The organism is Bradyrhizobium ontarionense, assembly GCF_021088345.1.
GTDB lineage: Bacteria > Pseudomonadota > Alphaproteobacteria > Rhizobiales > Xanthobacteraceae > Bradyrhizobium > Bradyrhizobium ontarionense.
Window position 1 is genome coordinate 1,629,997 of sequence record NZ_CP088156.1, and the last position, 16,928, is coordinate 1,646,924.

Here is a 16,928-nt window from a genome sequence, read left to right on the forward strand (position 1 = left end):
CCGGATATGTGCCGGGGTGCAGCCAGCGACATCCGAAAGTAGGCTGCACTGCCCTTGATGGCTAACGTTAGTCCCGCATCGAGATACCGAGCTATCGGTAGTTCTCTTGATGATGGCAACTCCAATCCTGCCTTGCGCCGCCCTATTTCGCAGCCTCGATCCGCGCGATATCCTCCTTGAGAAGCGTGTTGACCAGTTCGTTGAGCGACACGCCGCGCGCGCTGGCAAGCCCCGCCAGGTGATCCAGCACGTCTGGCTCCAGGTGCACCGGCGGCACGATGCGCGCGCCCTTGCGGAAGAACTTGCCGCGCTCAGCGTTCGAGAAGTCGTATTCGTTCTTCATCGTGTCATCCATTCTCATAGGAGCGGATTTCGCGCCGGGTCGGCCGACGAACAGAAATGATACGGATCGCTACGCGATCTGCCGTCAGCTCCATATAGGTATGAACGGCCAACAACAGCTCATGAGCAGCATTACGTCCCATGGCAACCCATCGTTCCTCGCCAGCGCCAGAGTCGTCGTCCAGCAGCGAAAGCGCCAGAGGGTCGCTGAAGATGCTCATCGCCCGCTCAAACGCAACGCCCTGCTTGCGCAAATTGCTCTCTGCCTTGGCCGGGTCCCAATCGAACTCGAATTGCACGGTCCGCCCCCACCCGGCGATGTGCGCGACATCGCCACGCTTGCCAAACGGCGCAAATCAATTTATGTTCCCTTTTTGTTCCTGTCCAGCCGAGGGGCGCTTCCGGGTCGTCCAGTTGCGTGGGATGGGAATGCGGTGGACGTGGCGGGCCGTGCGTGGACGAAAGTTCGCGCGGACGAGCGGCGTGTCGCGGACGGCGAAATCGCGTGGTCCTGGCGCCCCGATGCTGGCGCTAAGTCTCGTGTCGGTGCTCACGCATCGCGCGAGGTGACGGGGGCAAGAGAGCCCGGTCCCCGGGGAGATCGCGTATAAGCGTTAAAACCATCGCGCGGGGAAGGCCGGGTGTTTTCGGCCGTACCTGTGGTGACCGCCGCGTGCTTTTCTTGTTGCACGCGGGCCATGGGTGCCGGCCAGGCATCCGGCCTTCCCTGCGCCCTCGCGTGTTTTCGAGGGCGGAACGATTGGCATAGCTCGGCGCGACGGCGCGCGAGGACGAGAATGCTCGTCTTCAGAATACTGCGAGCCGCGCGCGAGCGAGTTCGGTGACTTGCGCAAAATTCCCCGTCGTCATTCCGGGGCGCCCGCAGGGCGAGCCCGGAATCCATCGTTCGACTGGCCTCGCTGCGACATGGATTCCAGGCTCGTGCTTCGCACGCCCCGGAATGACGGCGGAGATTGGCGGACGAGCTCAGCATCACGGTGCACGAGGAAGAAAATCGATGTTTCCACGTCATTGCGAGCGAAGCGACTTGTCCGCCGAAGCTCGAAGAGCGAAGGCCGAAGCAGTCCAGAGTCTCACGCGTGACTCTGGATTGCTTCGTCGCTTCGCTCCTCGCAATGACGAACGAGAGAGCTTACCCCGCGGCCACAGCCGCCTGCGGCACGGCGACGGCAGCCACGCGCCGCGGCGACAGCCGTTCGGCCTGCAGCACGGCGAGCGTCAGCACGATGATGGCGGTGCCCTGATGCAGCAGCGCCAGCGAGATCGGCACCAGCGCGAGTAAGGTCAGGATGCCGATGATGGCCTGCACCAGGATAGCGGCGAGCAGCCGGTGGGCGCCGCGCACGACGGCCCGTCCGGCGCCGGTGCGCATCACGTCGAAGGCGTGCCACGCCGCCAACGCCAGCAGCGTGTACGCGGTCATGCGATGCATGAACTGCACCGTCAGGTCGTTCTCGAACAGGTTGATCCACCACGGCGACTGGATCCACAGATTGGCCGACTTCGGGATCAGGCTGCCGTCGATATCAGGCCAGGTGTTGTAGACGAGGCCGGCGCGCAGGCCTGCGACCAGCGCGCCGAGATAGAGCTGCACGAAGGTGATTCCGACCAGCACCCAGGCCGTCAGCCGCAGCCGCACCGGCACCTCGGCCTCATCGCGCGGCGCGAGCCGCCGCAGGGTCCACACGATCGACGCATAGATCAAGAGCGCCAGCGCGAGATGCGTCGCCAGCCGGACCTGCGACACCTCGGTGCGCTCGGTAAGGCCGGAGGCCACCATCCACCAGCCGACCGCGCCCTGCAGCGCGCCGAGGCCGAAGATCAGCCAGAGACGGCGGCCGAGCGGCCCGGATACGGCGCCGCGCCACAAGAACCACAGGAACGGGACCAGATAGACCATGCCGATGACGCGGCCGAGCAGCCGGTGGCTCCACTCCCACCAGAAGATGGTCTTGAACGCGTGCAGGGTCATGCCGGAGTTCATCTGCCGGTACTGCGGAATGGTCTTGTAGGCCTCGAACGCGTCGGTCCAGGCCTGCTCCGACAGCGGCGGCAGGGTGCCGGTGACCGGCTTCCATTCCACGATCGACAGCCCGGATTCGGTCAGCCGCGTGGCGCCGCCGACCAGCACCATGAGCGCGATCAGGCCGGCCACGACGAGCAGCCAGATGCGGATCGCGGCGATATCTGTGGTGCGGGGAACCGTGGTCATGGACGTTGAACGCTCGATTGAACCGGGGCTGACAGGCCCTTATAATCCCGGCGAAATCACGCGCAAGCCGCGCCGCCCCGAGCCAAAGCTGACAATCCCGTCATGACGATCCGCACCCGCAAATTCATCGGCGCCGTCGCGCTGCTCCTGCTCGCCTTCGTCTGGTCGATGATGGGCATGGTGATGGCGCAATTCCCCGTCATCGCCAACTCCGGCTGGCTGCAGGCGGTCTATTACGTCGTCGTCGGCATCGGCTGGGTGCTGCCGGCGATGCCGATCGTGAGCTGGATGCTGCGCCCCGATCCGGAGCGGCAGCAGGCGGGCTGATCAGCTGAGATCGAGCTTCGCCTGCGGTACGGCTTTCGCTCTCGGGAGGGTCACGCCGGCCATCAGCACGCGCAAGGCGCGCAGCGAGCGCGAGCGGCCGTCCCAGGCGATCCGCGGCAGCATGTGCAGATTGGTGCGGCCCTCGCTCTGCACCACCCCGCCAATGGCCGAGGCCGCGCTGACGAAGCCCGCCTGCTCCGCGAGCACGACGTCGCTGCGGCGGAAGGCGCTGGGATCGCCGAACGGGTACGCCATGTGCCGGACCGGCCGGTGCAGCGCCGTCTCCAGCACCGCCTTGCCCATCGCGATCTCGCGGGCGGCGTCGGCGTCCTTGAGATTGGCCAGCACGTGATGATGCACGGTGGCACTGCCGACCGTGACGTTCGGATCGGCGGCGAGGCGCGTAATGTCGGCCCAGTCCATCGACGTCTCGCGCGTCAGTGCGGCCAGGTCGACCGAGTGGCGCGAGCAGAGGTCGCGGATCGCGACCGACAGCTCGGCCGGCGGCAGCTTGCGCAGCCAGCCCGAGAGATAGGCGAACAGCTCGACTTTCTCAGCCGGGGTGAACACGTTGAAGCGCTGTTCGCGATGGTCGATCACGAGGCTGATGCGCGCCTCGCCCGCGATCACGGCCTCCAGGGCGAGCCACCAGGCTTCGCCCAGCCCGTCCGGAAATGCCGTGGGCACGTAAACCGTGAACGGCACGCCATGGCGGGCCAGCACGGGATAGCCGTGCGTGATCAGGTCTTTCCAGGCTCCGTCGAAGGTCAGGCAGGCGAAGCGGCTGTTCTGGGCCAGCCGCACCGCCCGGTCGCAGGCCTCGTCGAGCGAGACGATGTCATAGCCCCAGCGCTTCAGCGCGCGGATCACCCTGTCGAGGAAGACCGGCGTGATCTCGGCGCGCGCGAGCGGCTGGAACGCGCCCTTGCGCCGCGGCCGCACCCGCTCGAAACGCAGGATGGCGCCGGCGCCACGGGTCGCCCGCGAGGCCAGCAGCGTGCCGCCGCTGAAATAGGCCAGTTCGAGCCGGGCGCTCCTCAGCCACCTGTTGTCCGACGACAAATCCCGCGCCCCTTCCGAAACATCCCACTTGAAACGAAGCCGCCCGCGCCCACCTGATGGGGGCTGACCATGGCGCGATCACGTCATCGTCGCCGCCGTCCGATCATAACGATCATCCGCTCTTAAGATCGCGTGGCCGATGCTGATTTGAACAGGTCTTTGTTCGTATCTTTCCCGTTTTGGGACGACGTCATTGCCATTACCTTTTGTTGAGACTTCTTTGCGAGGGTCGACTGACTCAAAGCAACAAAATTCCAAAACAACATCCAAGACAACATCCAAGACAACGCAGGTTGCGCGATGACCATGGCCGCCGTGATCGAGAGTCGGACGGCGCAGGCGCCTGCGCGGCGGCTGCCGTCCGGGCTCGCACGCGTCGACATCGTGTCGGACCTCGCTGCGGCCGAATCGATCTGGCGCGCGCTCGAAGCCCGCGAACATGTCTCGACACCCTACCAGCGCTTCGACCTGCTGGGCGCGTGGCAGCGTGACGTCGGAACGCGGGAGCATGCGACGCCGTTCATCGTCGTCGCCCGTGATGCCGAGCAGCGCCCGCTTCTACTGCTGCCGTTGACGCTGCGGCACACCTTCGGCGTCCGCGTCGCGACCTTCATGGGCGGCAAGCATACGACCTTCAACATGCCGCTGATGGATCGCGACTTCGCCGCGCGCGCGAGCGCTGGCGATTTCGACGCGCTGCTCGCAGGATTGCGCGGCCATCGCAGCGTCGACGTCCTCGCCCTCACGCAGCAGCCGAAGCGTTGGCGTGAGATCGCTAATCCGCTGGCGCAATGGCCGCACCAGCCGTCCGTGAACGACTGCCCGGTGTTGTTGATGCCGCCGGGTGCCGCGCCGACGGCGCTGTTGTCGAACTCGTTCCGCAAGCGGCTGAAGAGCAAGGAGAAGAAGCTGCAGGCGCTGCCCGGCTATCGCTACATGGTCGCGGGCAGCGACGGCGAGATCAAAGAGCTGCTCGACTGGTTCTTCCGGACCAAGCCGGTGCGGATGGCGGAGCAGAAGCTGCCGAATGTGTTTGCCGAGCCCGGCGTCGAGGCGTTCGTCCGGCACGCCTGCATGGCGCAGCTCGCCTGCGGCCACCGCGTCATCGAGATCCACGCGCTCCGTTGTGATGCGGAGATCATCGCCTTGTTTGCAGGCGTTGCCGACGGCGAGCGTTTCTCGATGATGTTCAACACCTATACGCTGTCGGAAAATGCCCGCTGGAGTCCCGGACTGATCCTGATGCGCTCGATCATCGATCATTACGCGCAGAAGGCCTTCCGCGCGCTCGATCTCGGCATCGGCTCGGACGACTACAAGCGGATGTTCTGCAAGGACGACGAATTGATCTTCGACAGCTTCGTGCCGCTCACCGGGCGCGGCCGCGTCGCCGCGACGGCGATGGCTGCAGTCGGCCGCGCCAAGCATGCCGTCAAGCACAGCCCTGCCCTGTTTCGGCTGGCCCAGCACCTGCGCAGCACGCTGCAGCCGCAGGCCGGCGCGGCCAAGACTGATAACCGGACGGACGATTAGGCGGCGACGCCGCGCGGTCCAGGCTGATTGCGATTGGCGCCTTCGACCGGTGTCTTCAGCATGGTGACCGTGCCGAAGCCGACCTCGCGCAGCTGCTCGCTCATCTGGCTACGCGCCTCGGCGGGCATGTTGGGATCGGGCACGACGACGGCGCGCGCTCCCGCGGTCAAGAGCTCGGCCGGCAGGTCGGAGGCATTGCCGGCGTCGAGCAACACGTGGTCGTAGACGCGCAGCAGCGCGTCGATTGCGAGCGCTAGCCGGGGTGACTGCAGCTGCGCGCGATCGGCGCCGGGCCGGCCGGCGTTGACGAGATGCAGCCGCGTGGCCTGGTCCTTGGTGATGATGGCCGAGAACGACGCCTCGCCCAGCATCAGCTCGATCAGGCCGGGCGCTGCCGGATCGACCGAGGCGGCGGCAAGCATCTGCGGGCTCCCGGCGAGATCGACGAGCACCACCCGAGCCTGACGCGCCAGGGTACGGGCGACGGAGAGCGCAGTGGCCGTGACGGCGCCACCGCCGGCGGTACCGAGGATCGTAACCTTGCGGGCGCCCTCGCCCGCGGCGAGCAGATCGGCCGCAAGCTGGTCGAGCTCGCTCAGGGGCGGCGCAGGCTTCGACGGCTCGGGCGTTGGCGCAGCGGGCACCGACACGGCGACCGGTGGCGGCGGCACCGGCGCAGGACGCGCTGCAACGGGGGCTGCGGCAACGGCCGGCGGTGCGGGCACGGGGGCCGCGGGAGCGGCGATGACCGGTTCGACCCGGGCCGCGAGCACCGTGACGTCGGCCGTGGCGGCACCGGCTGGCACCGGGCTCGCCGACCGCGGCGCGGTCAGGCGCAGCAGTTCGCCGGTGATGACCACGCCCGAGGTCAGCATCAGGGTCGCGAGCGTCGCGATCAGGACGATCGGCAGCTTTTTCGGGTACGCTGGCGTGTTCGACACCACCGCCCGCGAGATGATCCTCCCCTCCGCCGGCGGCGTATCGAGCGTCTCACGGGTGTTGGCCTCACGGTATTTGGCGAGATACGATTCCAAGAGGTCACGCTGTGACTTGGCATCCCGCTCCAGCGCCCGCAGCTGCACGTCCTGACCATTGGTGGACGTGGCCTGCTTCTTGGCCTGGTCCAGGCTCTGGCTCAGCATCTGGACCCGCCCCTCGGCGATCCGCGCGTCGCTGTCCAGCGAGCGCGAGATCTTGCCAGCTTCATCGCGGATCTGGCGGTCGACGTCGGCGAGTTGCGCTTTCAGCTCCTTGATGCGCGGATGGTTGTCGAGCAGCGTCGACGATTGCTCCGCCAACTGGGCACGCAGGTTTATGCGCTGCTCGGACAGCCGCCGCATCGGCTCGGAATTGAGCACCTCGGAAGCCTCGATCGGCTGGCCGCCCTGCAGCATCTCTCGGATCAGCCGCGCCTTCGTCTCCGCATCCGACTTCAAGGCGCGCGCGTTGTTGAGCTGGGTGTTGACCTCACCCATCTGCTGGTTGGACAGCGAGGTGTTGTTGGTGCCCATGAACGAATTCGACTTGGAACGGAAGTCTTCGACCCTCGATTCCGCCTCCTCGACCTTCTTGCGCAGGCTCTGGATCTCCCCAGCCAGCCATTGGCTGGCGGATTTCGCCTGCGCCTGACGGGCATTCTGCTGCAGGACCAGATAGCCATCCGCGATGGAGTTGGCGACCTGGGCCGCAAGCGCCGGATCCTGCGACTGGAACTCGACCACGAGGACGCGCGATTTGTCGACGGCGTAGACCGTCAGACGCTCGTAATAGGCGTCCATGATGCGCTCGTCCGGCGTCATCGAGAGCGGATCCTTTACCAGCCCGATCATGGCGGCGATCGATTTCATGGGCGACACGCCGCGCAGGACGGGATCGAACTCGGGTAGCTCGCCGAGCTTGTTCTTGTTGATGATATCCCGGGCAAGATCACGCGACAGAACCAGCTGCACCTGGCTCGCGACCGCCTCCGGGTCGAGTGCGGTGCGTTCCTCGTTGCGCTCGCTGCTCGGACGCAGAAACACATTCTCGCGCCCATCGATCAGGATGCGCGCTTCGGACTTGTAGCGCGGCGTGATCATGTTGACCGCAGTGACCGCCAGAGCCAATGCGAGCAGGGTTGGAAGAAGAATGAATCCGCGTTTGCGCGCCAGCGCGCGGCCGACCAGCCGTACATCGAGATCGCCGGACGGAACAACGGGCTCCGCCGTAGGAGGCAGACTTGTCACAGGTCGGACGGGCGCCTCATCAGTCGCCGTCGTCTTCCTGTCGACACGCCAGAACGCCAACCGCATCGTCCACTCCCGCGAGACATACGCCACGCTGCTACCGTACCTGGTACAATTACACTCCATTAAGGTTGCTGACGGGTTAACCCGAACCAGGTGCAACGCCGCTCACGCAGACATACATAGTCACTGATCGTCTCTTGCGTGGGATGGATATTGTGCCTGATCGTCACAGCGTCATGTTAGTTGGCTCCCCGGCGAAATCAGTGAAGCTTTGTTAACCATCAACGATTTATCGAGATTAGAGCCATCAAGAGAATTTCGTGACGAGAGGCCCCCGTGCTTCCTCTATCCGCCAGTCGTCAGATCCGCACGCACAACGACGGTTGGCAGGATCACGCGCGGACCGACGATGCGGCCGGGCCTGACATGGCGGCATCGCCGGACAGGCCCATGAGAATTCTCCACGCGGTACGAGCGCCCGTGGGCGGAATCTTTCGGCACATCCTCGACCTCGCCAACGGCCAAATCGATCGTGGGCATGATGTCGGCATCATCGCAGACAGTCTCACCGGCGGCGAACGGGCCGATACGGCGCTGGCACAGATGGCGCCCCGACTGACACTCGGCGTTCATCGGGTCGCCATTCATCGGGAACCCTGGCCGACCGACATTCTGGCACTCCAGCAATTCCATCGGCTTTCCCGCAAGCTCAATCCAGACGTTCTGCACGGCCATGGCGCCAAGGCCGGCGCGTTCGTCCGCATGATTCCGCACCGTCCGGGCACGATCCGGATCTACACGCCCCACGGCGGCTCGCTACACTATCCGCGCAACACCCTCAAAGGTGCCCTGTACGGACGCCTCGAACGCGCGCTGATGAACAGGACCGAACTCTTCTTGTTCGAAAGCGCCTTCGCCCGCGATACCTATGAGCGCATGATCGGCCATCCCCAGGGGTTGGTGCATTGCGTCTTCAACGGCGTCGCCGCCGGCGAATTCGACCCTGTCGCGCCGGCTGAAGACCCGACCGACCTCGCTTATGTCGGCGAATTCCGGCACATCAAGGGTGCCGACCTCCTGATCGATGCCCTGGCGCGACTGCACGCCAATGGCAGGCCGCTGACGCTCACACTGGGCGGCGACGGCGAAGAAATGGATCGACTGAGGGCGCAGGTCGAGCGTCTCGGCCTGACGACCTTCGTGCGCTTCATCGGTCATGTCAGGGCCCGCGACGGATTTTCCAAGGGCCGCCTGCTCGTCGTTCCCTCGCGCGGCGATTCCATGCCCTATGTCGTGATCGAAGCCGGCGCGGCCGGGGTTCCGATGATCGCGGCCAAGATCGGCGGCATTCCGGAGATCTTCGGTCCGCACAGCGACGCGCTGTTCACGCCGAGCAACACAGCCGCGCTGGCGGACGCGATCGCAGCCGCGCTCGACGATCCCACCACCACGCAGCTTCGCGCCAAGGCGCTGCGCGAGCGCATCTTCCAGCATTTTTCCCAGAAGACGATGGTCGAGGGCATCCTCGACAGCTACCGTGAAGCATTTACCAAGACCTGACGTCATTTACCATTGCTAACCGTTTCTTCCGATTTGCCCTTTAATCCCGCCGGTGGGGAATTTCCCCCGGCGCTATCAGCGCTTACATGACCACGAATACTAACAAACATAATCCGGGCTTGTACGACTGTGGAACCGATCAACGCTCGCTCGATGTTGGATGCTGCGGCAGCCGCCGCGTCGACTGCTGCGGCCGGGCGGCCGGCTGTCGAACGGCGTCGCCGCCTCTCGCCGGCCGCGCTCACCGTCGCCAATCAGAAGGTCCTCCGCGCCTACTCCCCCATCGTCCTGGCGGGCATCGTGCGGATCGCCGACTTCGTTCTGCTGAGCCTCGTCGGCAGTGTTCTCTATTTCGGTTATGTGGTTCCGCTCAGCGGCTTCCATTGGGAGTATCTCGCCGCAATCGTCGGCATGGCGGTGAGTGCGGTGGTCTGCTTCCAGGCAGCCGACATCTATCAGGTCCAGGTCTTCCGCGCCCAGGTGCGGCAGATGACCCGGATGATCTCCTCCTATTGCTTCGTGTTCCTGCTGTTCATCGGACTGTCGTTCTTTGCCAAGCTCGGCAACGAGGTCTCCCGCTTGTGGTTGGCGGCCTTCTTCTTCATCGGCCTTGCCGCACTGATCACGAGCCGCGTCGTTCTGCGCAGCCTGATCCGCAGCTGGGCGAGGCAAGGGCGTCTCGATCGCCGGACGATCATCGTCGGCGCCGACCAGAGCGGCGAGGATCTGGTGCGCGCGCTGAAGGCGCAGGATGACTCCGAGATCGAAATCCTCGGCGTGTTCGACGATCGCAACGACTCCCGATCGCTCGACACCTGCGCAGGCGCTCCGAAGCTCGGCAGGGTTGACGACATCGTCGAATTCGCGCGCCGTACGCGCATCGACCTCGTCCTGTTCGCATTGCCGATCTCGGCGGAAACCCGCATCCTGGACATGCTGAAGAAGCTGTGGGTGCTGCCGGTCGACATTCGACTCTCGGCGCACACGAACAAGCTGCGCTTCCGTCCACGCTCCTATTCCTATCTTGGCGCGGTCCCCACGCTCGACATGTTCGAGGCTCCGATCACCGATTGGGACCTTGTCATGAAGTGGTTGTTCGATCGGCTGGTCGGCGGCCTGATCCTGCTTCTTGCGATGCCGGTGATGGCGCTGGTCGCGCTCGCGATCAAGCTCGACAGCCCGGGCCCGGTGCTGTTCCGGCAGAAGCGCTTCGGCTTCAACAACGAGCGCATCGACGTCTTCAAGTTCCGCTCGCTCTATCACCACCAGGCCGATCCTACGGCCGCCAAGGTGGTCACCAAGAACGATCCGCGCGTCACCCGCGTCGGCCGCTTCATCCGCAAGACGAGCCTCGACGAGCTGCCGCAGCTGTTCAACGTCGTGTTCAAGGGCAACCTCTCGCTGGTCGGTCCGCGGCCGCACGCGGTGCAGGGCAAGCTGCAGAACCGGATGTTCGACGAGGCCGTCGACGGCTACTTCGCGCGCCACCGCGTCAAGCCCGGCATCACCGGATGGGCCCAGATCAACGGCTGGCGTGGCGAGATCGACAATCAGGAAAAGATCCAGAAGCGCGTCGAATTCGATCTGTACTACATCGAGAACTGGTCCGTGCTGTTCGACCTCTACATCCTGCTCAAGACACCGCTTGCGCTGATGACCAAGAGCGAGAACGCCTACTGAGCTTGGGATACGGAGCGGGCGGATGCCCGCTTCGGAAACGAGGCTGATCCCGCCACGCGTTGTGTATGAGTGTGTGAGTTGGCGATGGCCATGACGGCGGCAGCCGAAGAGTTTCGCTCGAGGCCGATAGCCCCTCCGGGCGTCGTCGCCTTGCAGCGCGCGCTCGTCTGGCTGGCCGGCGCCTCCGGCGCCATCGTCTTCATCGAGCCCAGTCCCTACGAGATCACGACGCTCGCCGCCGCGGCGGTCTTCATAGCCACCGGGGCGCGGCTGCGCCTCGTTCTCGTGCCGCTTCTGCTGCTCCTGTTCCTGGTCAATCTCGGCTACACCATCAGCGCGATCCCGTTGCTGGACGATTCCAGAATCTCGACCTGGATCGCCACCTCCTGGTACATGGCCGTCACCGCGGTGGTGTTCGCCATCGTCACCTCCGAGGATACCGACGCCCGCCTCGACATGCTCAGGCGAGGCCTCGTCATGGGCGGCGCCATCGCAGCGCTTGCAGGTGTTGCCGGCTACTTTCATCTGGTGCCCGGCGGATACGATCTCCTGACGCTGTATGGCCGCGCCCGTGGCACGTTCAAGGACCCGAATGTGCTCGGCGCGTTTCTGATCCTGCCGGCGCTGCTCGCGCTGCAGACCATCGTGACCGCCCGCCTGGCCAAGGCGCTGCGTGCCAGCTTTGCGCTGGGCATGATGTCGCTCGCGATCCTGCTCGCGTTCTCGCGCGCGGCCTGGGGCGGCCTGGTCCTGACCGCCGCCTTCATGCTGGCGCTGATGGTCCTCACCAGTCGATCGCGCAGCGAACGCTCGCGCATCGTCGTGATGACGCTGGCGGCCGCGGTCGCCGGCATGCTGCTGATCGGCGTCCTGCTCTCCATCGATTCCATCGCCGACATGTTCAAGCAGCGGGCGAGTTTCGACCAGAGCTACGACGAAGGCCGCTTCGGCCGCTTCGGTCGCCACATCCTCGGCGCCGACATGGCGCTCGATCTGCCGTTCGGCATCGGGCCGCTGCAGTTCCACAACTACTTCCCCGAAGACACCCACAACTCCTATCTGAACGCCTTCATGTCGGGCGGCTGGCTGTCCGGCATCTGCTATCCCGCCCTGGTGTTCACCACCGTCGTTCTCGGCTTCCGCTATCTGTTCGTGCGCGTGCCCTGGCAGCGCACCTACATCGCGGTGTTCTCGGCCTTCCTCGGCACGGTCGGTGAGAGCTTCATCATCGACACCGACCACTGGCGGCACTTCTTCCTGATGCTCGGCACGATGTGGGGCATGTTCGCCGCCGTCCGATCCCACCAGTCTGAGGTGGGCCGATCCGCAGCGATCGGCCCAGGACGCCCCGCCCCGACTAGTCCTCCGCCGTGAACGTCAAACCGGCATGGTCGACCAGCCGCTTGATCAGGCTGTCACCCAGTGCTGCGCCCGGCGTCCAGACCCCGCCCTTCACGCCGGCACCATCGCGCAGCAGGCCGACGGCGCATTCACTGATCATCTTCGAGGTCGAACCGTAGCCGGGATCGCGATCGCCCTTCACCGTGACGCGGACCTGGCGCCCGTCCGGCGCGATCGCGACGAAGAGAACATTGTAATAGCCGTTCTCGCGCTCCTCTTTCGACGGCCCCTCACCCGGCTTCGGCGCATTCGGCCCGGTCTTCTCGGCATTCACGGCCATCACCTTCTTGGCGTTGGCCTCGCCCTTCTCGCCGGGCCCGGTCAGCACCATCTCGTCGTAGACGAAGTCCTGGCCGTACGGAAAACCCATCAGCATGTTGGAGCGATGGACGTTGCGCGTGTTGATCAGCGCCATCATGAACGGCGCCGTCCATGACTGCAGATCCTCCTCATAGGCCGGCTTGTTGCCGGGCGGCTGCTTCGGGCCCTTGAAGCCCGGCGTCAGCGCGAACGAATCCTTGAGGATCGCAACCAGGCTGAGATCCTTGGCGACCGCATCGAACGTCGCCTTGGCGCTCGCCGCGGTGCCGCCCGACAGCGTCCCGCTCATGCCGCGGACGCGCCCCTTCACGCGGGCGGCCGGCGCGCCGAGCACGCGTCTCGCCTGCTGCTGCACGAAGTAGACGCCGAGCTCGAACGGCACGGAATCGAAGCCGCAGGAGAACACGATGCGCGCGCCGCTCTTCTCGGCGGTCGCCTGATGCGCATCGATCATCTGCCGCATCCACACCGGCTCGCCGCACAGATCGACATAGTCGGTGCCGGTTTCGGCGCAGGCCGCGACGAGCTCGTTGCCATAGAGCTGATAGGGACCGACGGTGGTGAGCACCAGCCTGGTCTGCGCCACCATCGCTTTGAGCGACGCAGGATCAGAGGCATCGGCCGCGATCAGCGGCGTATCGGCGGGCGCGCCGATCGCGTCGCGCACTGCGGCAAGCTTGTCGAGGCTGCGTCCGGCCATCGCCCAGCGCAGCGCGTCGTCGCCGCGATATTGCGTGGCGAGATATTCGGTGACGAGCTGACCGGTGAATCCGGTGGCGCCATACACGATGATGTCGAATTTGGGTGACGTCATTCTTGTTCCCTAGAGATCAATGCGGATCAGTTGCGCCGTCTTTGCGAGGAGCACTTGCGACGAAGCAATCCAGACCGTCTCCGCGGAGAGACTCTGGATTGCGTCGCTGCGCTCGCAATGACGAAGCATGTGGCTCTATTTCTTCCCATACGACACGCTCATGCCGGCGCGCACGTCGTTCTGGATGCCGTAGGGCGCGATCGGATAGCGCAGGCCGTTCTTGGCCAGCTGTTTCATGCCGGCGATCGCCTTGGCAAGATCGGCGGGCTTCAGCGCCATCAACATTTCCTCGTCCGGCACGCCGCCATAGCGGCGCTCGGCGAAGCATGGCAGCGACAGGCTCGGCTCACCGGTCTTCAGCGCCCGCCCCCAGGAATCGGCGCACGCCGTCTCGCCGACGACGCCCCATTCGAACTTCTTGTAGCCGACATATTGGAGGCCGTTGATCAGGATGATCATCTGTCCCGGCGTCGCATAGACGAGGCAGATGTCCGGCGGATCGAGCCGGCCGCTCGTGAGCGGGCTCACCGCCATCGCCTGGTAGCGGCCGAACGGCACCACGTCGAGCGCCTCCTGCCGCTTGCGCGCATCCTCGGCGGTGCCGTGCCAGACGCCGACATAGTTCTCGCCCTTGAGCCAGCTCTCGTCCTGCGGACCAAGCCCGATCACCGCCCGGCATTGCGCGCCGACCAGATCGTCACCGGTGACGCCGACGGTCCAGCCGAGCCGCGAGGCCATGCTGACGATCTGGTCCGTCGTGTGCACGGCGCTGGGACGGCGGATCTTCTCCACGGCCTGCATGTCCTCCACGCGGGCGAACATCTTGATGCCGATCACGGTCGTCTTCAACCGCAGCAGGCTGTTGAGATCGGTGACCATGGCGGCGAGGTCAAGCGGTTCAGGTGCAATCGGCTGTTGCATGATAGTCACTCCCCTGGCGCGACGTTCTGCGCACTGGCCGGCCCTCTCCCGAAACCGCTTGTTAGACCGTAGCGCGCCGCGCGGCCAGCCCCTCCGCGCCCCCTCTAAGTCGGTCCTGGAAAAAGATCGTCGATGCGGCCACGCAGGCGGTAGGCCACGAGCCCGACCCATTCGCGCACGGCAATGTCGGCGCGCCGCAGGCCGAGCAGCGACACGCCGTCGACGTCGAGGACACGGCCGACCCGCCAGTCCACCGGATACGGCTCGACCGGAAAGCCGGCTTTGCGGAACAGCCCGACCGAGCGCGGCATGTGATAGGCCGAGGTCACGAGCAGCCACCGCTCGCCCGGCTTCGGCGCGACCATCGCCTTGGAGAACACCGCATTCTCGTAGGTGTTGCGCGATTGCCGCTCCAGGATCAGCCGCTCCTTGGCGACACCGAGGCTGAGCAGAATCTCCGCCCCGACATCGGCCTCCTTGGCTTCCGTCGCGACGAGATTGGCACTGCCGCCGGTGAACAGGATGCGCGCATTCGGATAACGCCGCGCCAGCGCGGCCGCCTGGATCACCCGATCGGCGCCCGCGACCGTCACCGGCATGCCGTACATGACGGACAGATCCGAATCGACCGGCCCACCCAGCACGATGATGCCGTCCGGCGCCCCCTTGGCGGGGTCCCATTGCGGAAAGCGGCTCTCCAGAGGATGGAGCATCAGGCTGCCGAGCGGCGTGAAGCCGACGACGGCGAGCAGCAGCATCGCAAAGACAAGGAGCCTGCGGCCGAGCCGTGCAAACCGGGTCAGCATCAGGACGACCCCGAGCAGTCCCAGAACGATCATGAAATTGGTCGGCAACGCCAGCAAGCCGAGCGTCTTCGACAGGACGAAAAACATACCTCACTCCGGCGCGGGATGAATCCCCCCGGCCGCCCTCATACACGACAGCCGCCATGCGTTGCCATCTCTCCGCGGTGGCCGGCGGATACGCTATGGTCGCGGCCGCACCGGCACGAATGAGAGCATCATGACCCACCACCATCTGCACGCGAGCCCTGAGACCTGCCATTGGGGCTTCTTCGAATCCCGGCTGAAGCCGGTGCTTACGATCGACAGCGGTGACGAGGTCACGATCGACACGATCAGCGGCGGCCCCGACGTGGTGCCGGATACCAGCAGGTTCTTCGTCCCACCGGAATTGTTCGAGGTTCACGCCAAGAGCGAGCGCATGGTCCCCGGCCACATCCTGACCGGGCCGATCGCGGTCAACGGCGCCGAGGTCGGCGACGTCCTGGAGGTCGACATTCTCGACGTGCAGCTGCGGCAGGACTGGGGCTACAATTTCATCCGGCCGCTCGCGGGCACGCTGCCCGACGACTTCCACGAGACGCGGCTGATGAACATCCCGCTCGACAAGGCGCGCATGGTCGGCAAGATGCCGTGGGGCCTCGAGCTGCCGCTGGCGCCGTTCTTCGGCGTGATGGGCGTGGCGCCGCCGCCGGCCTGGGGCCGCATCACCTCGCTGATCCCGCGCGCGATGGGCGGTAATCTCGACAACAAGGAGCTTGGGCCCGGCGCCAAGCTCTATTTGCCGGTGTTCGTGCCGGGGGCGCTGTTCTCCTGCGGCGACGGCCACGGCGTGCAGGGCGACGGCGAGGTCTGCGTCACCGCGATCGAGACCGCGCTGCAGGGCCGCTTCCGCCTGACCTTGCGCAAGGACATCAAGCTCGACTACCCGCGCGGCGAGACGCCCACCCACTACATGACGATGGCGATGGACCCCGACCTCGACCAATGCGTGGTGCGGGCGCTGCGCGACATGATCGTGCTGCTGGGCGAGAAACGCAATCTGTCGCGCGAGGACGCCTACACACTGTGCAGCCTCGCGGCCGATTTGCGCGTGACCCAGACCGTCAACGGCTCCAAGGGCATTCATTGCATGATCGCGAAGGCTGTCGTGCACGGGTGAGTGCTTGAAGGTCCACACGCTGCTGCGACCCACACAGCTGTCGTCCCGGCGAACGCCGGGATCCATAACCACCGAACCAAGTCGTGACGCGAGGTGGAAAGGCTTGCACAAGCCAACTACTCTCCGGGGTTATGGGTCTCCCGGGTCGGCGCCACGCCGCCGCTTGCGCGGCGTCGCGGCTTGTCCGGGACGACAGTGGAGGTTGGGTCGAGAGCGGAGCGTCTCAGGACACACGTCCGCATCCCCGCGGCAGGACCTGCCCGAGTTCTGCTGCAGCATCTCGCCCTCTGAAAGTCGGAGGGCGCAGGGAATGCCGGGTGAAGGCCCCACCCATGGCCCGCCTGCTCAAAAAAATGCAGGCGGCAGGTACCACAGGCAAAGCCGATCAACCGGCATTCCCTGCGCGACGGTCTTCACGCTTATACGCAGTCTCCCTGGTGCGCCGGGCTTGTTGGCCACCATGATCCGCGCGGCGCGCTAGCGCCGTCGCGAACGTAACACCAGCATCGGGGTGTCAGGACCCTGCGACTTCACGTCCGCA

Annotated in this window: 14 protein-coding genes; 6 read left to right on the forward strand and 8 right to left on the reverse strand. The window is 65.5% G+C overall.

The window, feature by feature from the left end; genetic code table 11:
* Positions 1-142 precede the first annotated feature (142 nt).
* The 3 genes from LQG66_RS07290 to LQG66_RS07300 all read right to left on the reverse strand — a co-directional run bounded on the left by LQG66_RS07290 (position 143) and on the right by LQG66_RS07300 (position 2,575).
* A complete protein-coding gene (locus tag LQG66_RS07290; RefSeq protein ID WP_231324883.1) occupies positions 143-343 on the reverse strand; it encodes a hypothetical protein in 201 nt (66 codons plus the stop codon).
* Positions 344-347: 4 nt separating this feature from the next.
* On the reverse strand, positions 348-641 hold the full coding sequence (locus tag LQG66_RS07295; protein WP_231324884.1) for a BrnT family toxin: 294 nt from the start codon (positions 639-641) through the stop codon (positions 348-350).
* Positions 642-1,495: 854 nt separating this feature from the next.
* Positions 1,496-2,575, reverse strand: coding sequence for a COX15/CtaA family protein (locus LQG66_RS07300; RefSeq protein WP_231324886.1), 1,080 nt, complete (start codon positions 2,573-2,575; stop codon positions 1,496-1,498).
* Between the two features lie 102 nt (positions 2,576-2,677).
* Between LQG66_RS07300 and LQG66_RS07305 the strand changes: the two genes are divergently transcribed.
* Positions 2,678-2,902 carry a DUF2842 domain-containing protein gene (locus LQG66_RS07305; protein WP_231324888.1) on the forward strand — a complete coding sequence of 75 codons (225 nt, stop codon included), beginning with the start codon at positions 2,678-2,680 and terminating at the stop codon, positions 2,900-2,902.
* Here LQG66_RS07305 and LQG66_RS07310 read toward each other — a convergent pair whose 3' ends face one another.
* Positions 2,903-3,964, reverse strand: a complete 1,062-nt coding sequence (locus LQG66_RS07310; protein ID WP_231324890.1) for a polysaccharide deacetylase family protein — start codon at positions 3,962-3,964, stop codon at positions 2,903-2,905.
* Between the two features lie 300 nt (positions 3,965-4,264).
* On the opposite strand from LQG66_RS07310, the gene LQG66_RS07315 reads away from it, so the two are divergent.
* On the forward strand, positions 4,265-5,497 hold the full coding sequence (locus LQG66_RS07315) for a GNAT family N-acetyltransferase (RefSeq protein ID WP_231324892.1): 1,233 nt from the start codon (positions 4,265-4,267) through the stop codon (positions 5,495-5,497).
* Here LQG66_RS07315 and LQG66_RS07320 read toward each other — a convergent pair.
* Positions 5,494-7,788, reverse strand: a complete 2,295-nt coding sequence (locus LQG66_RS07320) for a GumC family protein (protein WP_231324894.1) — start codon at positions 7,786-7,788, stop codon at positions 5,494-5,496. The two genes, LQG66_RS07315 and LQG66_RS07320, sit on opposite strands and share 4 nt — an antisense overlap.
* 363 nt (positions 7,789-8,151) lie before the next feature.
* Between LQG66_RS07320 and LQG66_RS07325 the strand changes: the two genes are divergently transcribed.
* From LQG66_RS07325 to LQG66_RS07335, 3 genes are all read left to right on the forward strand, one after another.
* Positions 8,152-9,285: a glycosyltransferase family 4 protein gene (locus LQG66_RS07325; RefSeq protein WP_231327718.1), complete on the forward strand. Its 1,134-nt coding sequence runs from the start codon at positions 8,152-8,154 to the stop codon at positions 9,283-9,285.
* 153 nt (positions 9,286-9,438) lie between these two features.
* The gene (locus LQG66_RS07330; RefSeq protein ID WP_231324896.1) at positions 9,439-10,965 is read left to right on the forward strand and encodes an undecaprenyl-phosphate glucose phosphotransferase; all 1,527 of its coding nucleotides are present in this window, start codon (positions 9,439-9,441) and stop codon (positions 10,963-10,965) included.
* Positions 10,966-11,049: 84 nt separating this feature from the next.
* Entirely contained in the window at positions 11,050-12,339 is a 1,290-nt protein-coding gene (locus LQG66_RS07335) for an O-antigen ligase family protein (protein ID WP_231324898.1), read from the forward strand.
* Here LQG66_RS07335 and LQG66_RS07340 read toward each other — a convergent pair.
* The 3 genes from LQG66_RS07340 to LQG66_RS07350 form a co-directional block, all read right to left on the reverse strand.
* The gene (locus tag LQG66_RS07340; RefSeq protein WP_231324900.1) at positions 12,323-13,501 is read right to left on the reverse strand and encodes a saccharopine dehydrogenase family protein; all 1,179 of its coding nucleotides are present in this window, start codon (positions 13,499-13,501) and stop codon (positions 12,323-12,325) included. The genes LQG66_RS07335 and LQG66_RS07340 overlap by 17 nt on opposite strands.
* A gap of 135 nt (positions 13,502-13,636) precedes the next feature.
* Positions 13,637-14,422 (reverse strand): DUF169 domain-containing protein, encoded by a 786-nt coding sequence (locus tag LQG66_RS07345; RefSeq protein ID WP_231324902.1) that lies wholly within the window; start codon positions 14,420-14,422, stop codon positions 13,637-13,639.
* Positions 14,423-14,526: 104 nt separating this feature from the next.
* A complete protein-coding gene (locus tag LQG66_RS07350) occupies positions 14,527-15,315 on the reverse strand; it encodes a YdcF family protein (RefSeq protein WP_231324904.1) in 789 nt (262 codons plus the stop codon).
* Between the two features lie 130 nt (positions 15,316-15,445).
* Between LQG66_RS07350 and LQG66_RS07355 the strand changes: the two genes are divergently transcribed.
* A complete protein-coding gene (locus LQG66_RS07355; protein WP_231324906.1) occupies positions 15,446-16,387 on the forward strand; it encodes an acetamidase/formamidase family protein in 942 nt (313 codons plus the stop codon).
* The last annotated feature ends 541 nt before the right edge of the window (positions 16,388-16,928 follow it).